Below are 5,585 nucleotides of genomic sequence, written 5' to 3'. Positions count from 1 at the left end.
GCTTTGCAAGAGGCTTTAAAAAAAGAAAGAGATTACCTGGGTTTTGTGGCCAGCAGGAAAAAGATGGAAGCTATCTCCAAATATCTTACTGATGCCGGTTTTAACAAAAGCGCTATTGATGCTATAAGGTCTCCTGCCGGAATTGATATTAACGCAAAGACCCCCGAAGAAGTGGCGATAAGTATTTTAGCAGAAATAATTCAACAAAAAAATAATTCGCCTGGAATAAGTTCATTTGAAAAATTTGAAGAAATAAAAAATAATACGCCGGCGCCAAAATACTACATTAATCCTGTGTGCGGAGTGCCTGTCGATATGAATCATCCCAAACATATAATCGAATATAACGGGGAGAAGGTTTACTTCTGTTGTGATGGATGCAAAATAAAGTTTGAAGCAACGCCGGAAAAATATATGGCCAAAATTGATTAATTTTTTGAAAGGAATTTTTTGAAAATGCAATGAAAGAAATCCGGGAAATAATAAAGGCATATGATGCGGCTAAAAATGCCGGGAAGAAATCTGCGCTGGCTGCTGTTGTCCATTTAAATGGCTCCTCTTATCGGCGGCCGGGCGCCCGCATGCTGGTTACTGATGAAGGCGAATTAACGGGTGCCATAAGTGGCGGATGCCTTGAAGGAGACGCATTGCGAAAGGCTATGATGGTTTTAAGCCAGCAAAAATCGAAGCTGGTTACTTACGACACGAGCGATGAAGATGATGCGACCATCGGGATTCAATTGGGTTGCGCAGGTGTGATACAGGTTTTGTTTGAACCGATACATGAGAATGATAATAACAATCCCATTCGGTTGCTAAGTAAGGCAATAGCCACAAGACAGAAAGCAGTGTTGGTTACCTTATTTTCATTGGAAGATAAAAAGAATGAACAACCCGGAACCTGCCTCTTATTGGAAGAGAATGGAAATATTTCTGGGCATATCCCATTTCCGGGTTTGCGAAATGAAATCATGAACGATATAGAGGAAGCTATGAATAACCAGAATTCTTCATTTAAAAATTACGCGGCTGAAAATGAATCTGTAACCGCGTTTATAGAATTTCTCCAGCCGCCTGTGTCGTTAGTTATTGTTGGTGCAGGCAATGATGCTTTGCCGCTGATGCAGATGGCAGATATAACGGGATGGGATGTACGAATTGTAGATGGCAGAAGTACTCATGCCAAACAGGAGAGATTCGTAAGCGCCTGCCAGGTGATAGTGAGTAAGCCTGAAAAAGTTTTGGAACAAATTGACATTGACCGGCAAACTGTTTTTGTTTTAATGACGCACAATTATAACTACGATCTTGCCATGCTAAAAGCATTGCTGGTTCGCAATGTAACATACATAGGGTTATTAGGGCCCAAAAACAAACTGGACCGAATGATTGGTGAAATACGTGACGATGGAACTGAAATAAATGAAGAACAATTGAAAAATATTTACGGACCCGTTGGTCTTGAAATAGGCGCAGAAACTGCGGAGGAAATTGCAGTAAGCATTATTGCTGAAATTAAGGCAGTTCTTTCAGGCAAAGGCGGGGGCTCATTGCGTGAAAAACGAGACGCAATTCATTCCAGGAACGAAACTTTTATTGAAGTAAAAAATTTGCAATGAGCAGCATTCAACATAATGTCGACGAATGCGCTATTGTTATTTTGGCTGCAGGGCAAAGTAAGCGACTGGGCACACCAAAACAATTATTACAATTTAATGGAAAAAGTCTGTTGAAACATTCTGTTGAAGAAGCGCTGCGTACAAATCTTCCTGTAGTAGTAGTGGTAGGCGCTAACAGTGAATTAATAAAAGATGAGTTGAAGAATTTTGATATAATAATTACGGAAAATAAAAATTGGCAGGAAGGAATGGCCTGTTCATTGCAAATAGGTTTAACGGCTGCCAAAAATTTAAAGAATGAAATTGACGGGATTATTTTTATGGTAAGTGATCAGCCTTTTGTTTCAACCACGTTACTTGCAAACTTATTAAGAACCCAAAATGAAAGTTGCCTGCCTATAGCTGCTTCCGGTTATGCGGGCAGGTTAGGCACCCCTGTACTATTTCACAAAATTTTTTTTGATGACCTAATGAATCTGTCAGGCGATAGCGGTGCAAAAAAATTGATTGAGAAAAATAAAAATCTGGCAAGCGAAGTTTCTTTTCCCGAAGGAGTTATTGATATTGACACTGTAGAAGATTACGAGGCGTTACTGCAAAATGCGCAAACCTGACTGGGAAAACTGCCTATATAACGGATAGCAATAAATGCAGTTTGAGCAGCCGATTTTATAAATTGTTTTGCACCTGTTTTGGCGGAAAACGGAATAAGAATTTTTGTGATCTGAATTTTGATGTTTGGAAAAGTTCATACGTCTTCGACATTGCGGCGCCAATCAATATACCCAGTAAAGCGCCGGCTGCTATATCAGAAGGAAAGTGTTTGCCTACATATATCTGTGCATAACAAATTAACGTAGCCCATATCCAAAGCCAGTTCCATTCCTTTCCTGTCATTTTTAGGATGCACCAAAACCAGAAGGTCGCCAGGCCGAAATGATTGGCTGCATGGGATGAGGGGAAAGAGTATTCACCGCCACAATCTATTAGATGTCTTACCAACCCTGAGATTTCGGCATCATAGCAAGGCCGTACCCGTTCGAACATATTTTTAAATAAAGTACTTACGCTATCTGTAACAGCCAAATTAACTACACTAAACAAAATAATCTGCCATGCATGATTTCCGCTTTTCTTAAGAAAATACCATATCATGAAGATATAGAGTGGAGTCCATGTTAATGGATTTCTTGCAACGAGCATTATCGTATCAAGGTAATGATACGAAGAATCATGATTGACGAGAAGGAATAAAATCTTATCTAATCTTTTGAGAAACCCTATAAATGACATAGAATTATTTTTGCTAAAACTAGCAATCTAAATTTATCGTAAGGTTACCAGAACATTATTTCAATGTAAAATTTAATAAAATAAAAGTTTAGTTGTTTTTCAATCCTGCTTCTAAGAAAATAGCGGCAAGCGTTTTAAGAATTTATTTACCGGCAATAAAAAGACTTATGCTTTGAAATTACTTTCATAGTATAAGTGTTGTGATTTCGTTTGAAAAACATTTTCTTAATGTTGCGAATGAAGTGCAATGCGATTTCCTTCTGTATCGATAAAATTGGCCATGTAACCAATTTCGGGAGTGATTAATGTTTTGGGCATTACAATTTGTCCTCCTTCAGAAAGTATCCTGTCTAATACATCCGCCATATCAGGGTTTGCATTTAAATAAATGAGCACTCCATCAATTGAAGGCCTGCTATAATCACTTTTTACAAGCGCACCGGATGCCTTGCCACTTCCCGCTTCATAAGGAAAGGTAGCCATTTCCATACCCGGCATGCTCATGTCATCCATGTGAATGCCGAAAGCAACCTGGTAAAAATGTTTGGCACGTTGCATGTCTGTTACCGGTATTTCAAACCAGTTGAGACTATTGGTTTCTTTGTTCATGAACTAAAATTTTATGCAAGCTAAATATCTTATAATTCATAAAATATACTTCGGGTGAAAATAACATAAACTTTTTATTGGTTATTGGTGTGCATAAGAAGCTACTTGTTTTAAATAACCCTTTTTGAATGGGAGAATATATTAAAATACTGCAGTTCTTTTCACAGAAAGGATTGTTGTTTATTAAATTAAAATGAAGTCCGCTTTTTTGTTGGATAATATTGATACGGCGGGTTAACTTGCGATAATAACCAATCAGCCCTTTTGCTATGAAAAGAATTTTTTTCTTAATATCACTGTTTTTAACGTTCATTATTCTTCTGGCAGCTTTTGCCCAAAAAGATTGCGTAGTTAAAGGGAAAATACTTATCCGGGATAAAACGCCTGCCTACGTTACCGTTGCATTGAAGAAGCAAAGAAAAATAACGCAAATGGATAACGATGGTAATTTTAAATTAATGAATGTGTACGCAAATTGCCGGGTGCGCCACGAAATATTATAATAAGTGCGGGCTATAATTTTTAATACTTTTATATTAATGAAACTTATCTCTATTAGCTGTTTACTTCTTGTTATTTCGCCAACTTTTTTACAGGCTCAAAAAATAGATTCTCACAAACTTCTTTTTGAGGACAGCACATTACAAAGTACCAGCAGGTTTACGGTTATGCCCTATAACCGGCTGATAAAGTCGGCAGGAAAAGTTATTACTTATGGTGATTCTTCCCTGGAAAACCACGCGCTTGATGTATGTGTGCTGCCCGATAAGAAAAATATCGCTGTAGAAGACCGCTATGGGATTGCAGTGATAAGCAGCAAAACCAATGAAATAATTTCCAGGTGGAGTTTTACGAAAGATGCGCAATGGCAATATCTCATCAGTACTTATTCCGGAATTACATCTTTTGCTTATAAAAATAAGACTTTCATTGCGTGGGGTGCTTCAGGAACTAATCACCGGGCTGCCGTAATGATTGCAGAATGGAACGGTACTGCAATCACCGGGGTAACTGGAATTGAGATAGAAAGGACATTGCCTGCGGATGCAGCGTTACCTAACCAGGTTATCAGCAATATGGAAGATGGCCAACTTTACTTGTATGTAACCTTAAATGGAAATGATCAATTATTGAAGATAGACTTCGACAGTAAAAAATTCGTTTATGCGGCACCGTCAGGCGTGGCTTCTTATGGTGTTTGCATAGTTGGTAACAAAGCATACGTTACCAACTGGGCCGGCCCGCAGGTAACTGATACCGTTCGTGAACACGCAGGAACGCCATGGGGAAGCGCTTATACCAATCCTGTTACAGGCGCCACAATGCCCGGCAGCTTATCCATAATTAATATCGCAAATGGTCAGCCTGAAAATGAATTACAACTTGGTCTTCATCCGACTGCAATCACCAGGAGCAGCGATGATAAATTTTTATACATTACTAACGGTAACAGCGACTATGTGAGCGTGGTAGATGTAAGGAAGGAAAAAGTGATTGATTCTATCCCTACTGGGTTGTTTGGAAAACAAACTCATTATTTTGGTAGCAGCCCTAACGGTTTGTTTATTAATGATGCTACCCAAACGCTGTATGTTGCCAACGGAATGGACAATGCAATTGCTGTGGTAAAATTGGGTGCAAAAGTTTGTTCCGGAGCGAAAGGCATCACAAAAATTTCCGGGTACATCCCTACGGAAGCCTATCCATCAGGCATTGCCATGGTTAGTAAAACTTTATATGTAACTAATATAGAAGCTCGCGGAGCGAGAGTCTTATCTAAAACTTTTGAGTTTAAAAATGCTTTTGGCACGCCTTTGGACGAATACACTATTCATAAAGAGATAGCTTCAATAAGTATTATTCCATTGCCTTCTGCAAAAACGCTGCAGCAATTCACCAGCCGCGTAAAAATAATGAATCTCTTTACCAGGACGGCTGCTATGAATGGGAGCCCGCGAAGCAATATAGCGCCAAAACCGCTGCCCGACAGGATTGGAGAGCCTTCAGTCTTTAAGCACGTAATATATATCATCAAAGAAAATAAAACGTACGACCAGGTATTTG

General features: G+C 39.0%; 7 protein-coding genes. 5 read left to right on the top strand and 2 right to left on the bottom strand.

Annotation, left to right across the window (positions count from 1 at the left end; genetic code table 11):
- From ACO1O5_RS21490 to ACO1O5_RS21480, 3 genes are all read left to right on the top strand, one after another.
- On the top strand, window positions 1-432 hold a 432-nt coding region (locus ACO1O5_RS21490; RefSeq protein ID WP_486273948.1), incomplete at its 5' end, for an XdhC family protein.
- Window positions 433-461: 29 nt separating this feature from the next.
- Window positions 462-1,619 carry an XdhC family protein gene (locus tag ACO1O5_RS21485; protein ID WP_486273946.1) on the top strand — a complete coding sequence of 386 codons (1,158 nt, stop codon included), beginning with the start codon at window positions 462-464 and terminating at the stop codon, window positions 1,617-1,619.
- Window positions 1,616-2,233 (top strand): nucleotidyltransferase family protein, encoded by a 618-nt coding sequence (locus ACO1O5_RS21480; protein WP_486273945.1) that lies wholly within the window; start codon window positions 1,616-1,618, stop codon window positions 2,231-2,233. The genes ACO1O5_RS21485 and ACO1O5_RS21480 overlap by 4 nt, the downstream gene beginning before the upstream one ends.
- A 55-nt stretch (window positions 2,234-2,288) precedes the next feature.
- Here the strand turns inward: ACO1O5_RS21480 and ACO1O5_RS21475 are convergent, their stop codons facing one another.
- Window positions 2,289-2,912 carry a phosphatase PAP2 family protein gene (locus ACO1O5_RS21475; protein ID WP_486273943.1) on the bottom strand — a complete coding sequence of 208 codons (624 nt, stop codon included), beginning with the start codon at window positions 2,910-2,912 and terminating at the stop codon, window positions 2,289-2,291.
- 225 nt (window positions 2,913-3,137) lie between these two features.
- On the bottom strand, window positions 3,138-3,521 hold the full coding sequence (locus ACO1O5_RS21470; protein WP_486273942.1) for a VOC family protein: 384 nt from the start codon (window positions 3,519-3,521) through the stop codon (window positions 3,138-3,140).
- A 269-nt stretch (window positions 3,522-3,790) separates the two neighbouring features.
- Here ACO1O5_RS21470 and ACO1O5_RS21465 point away from each other — a divergent pair, with 269 nt between their 5' ends.
- Both ACO1O5_RS21465 and ACO1O5_RS21460 read left to right on the top strand, forming a co-directional pair.
- A complete protein-coding gene (locus tag ACO1O5_RS21465) occupies window positions 3,791-4,024 on the top strand; it encodes a hypothetical protein (protein ID WP_486273940.1) in 234 nt (77 codons plus the stop codon).
- A 36-nt stretch (window positions 4,025-4,060) separates the two neighbouring features.
- The coding region (locus tag ACO1O5_RS21460; protein WP_486273939.1) for a YncE family protein at window positions 4,061-5,585 on the top strand (1,525 nt) is incomplete at its 3' end.

The sequence above is a fragment of the Ginsengibacter sp. genome, assembly GCF_057362405.1.
Note: the sequence above shows the minus strand (reverse complement) of the source record. Positions and strands in the feature narration are given on the sequence as shown.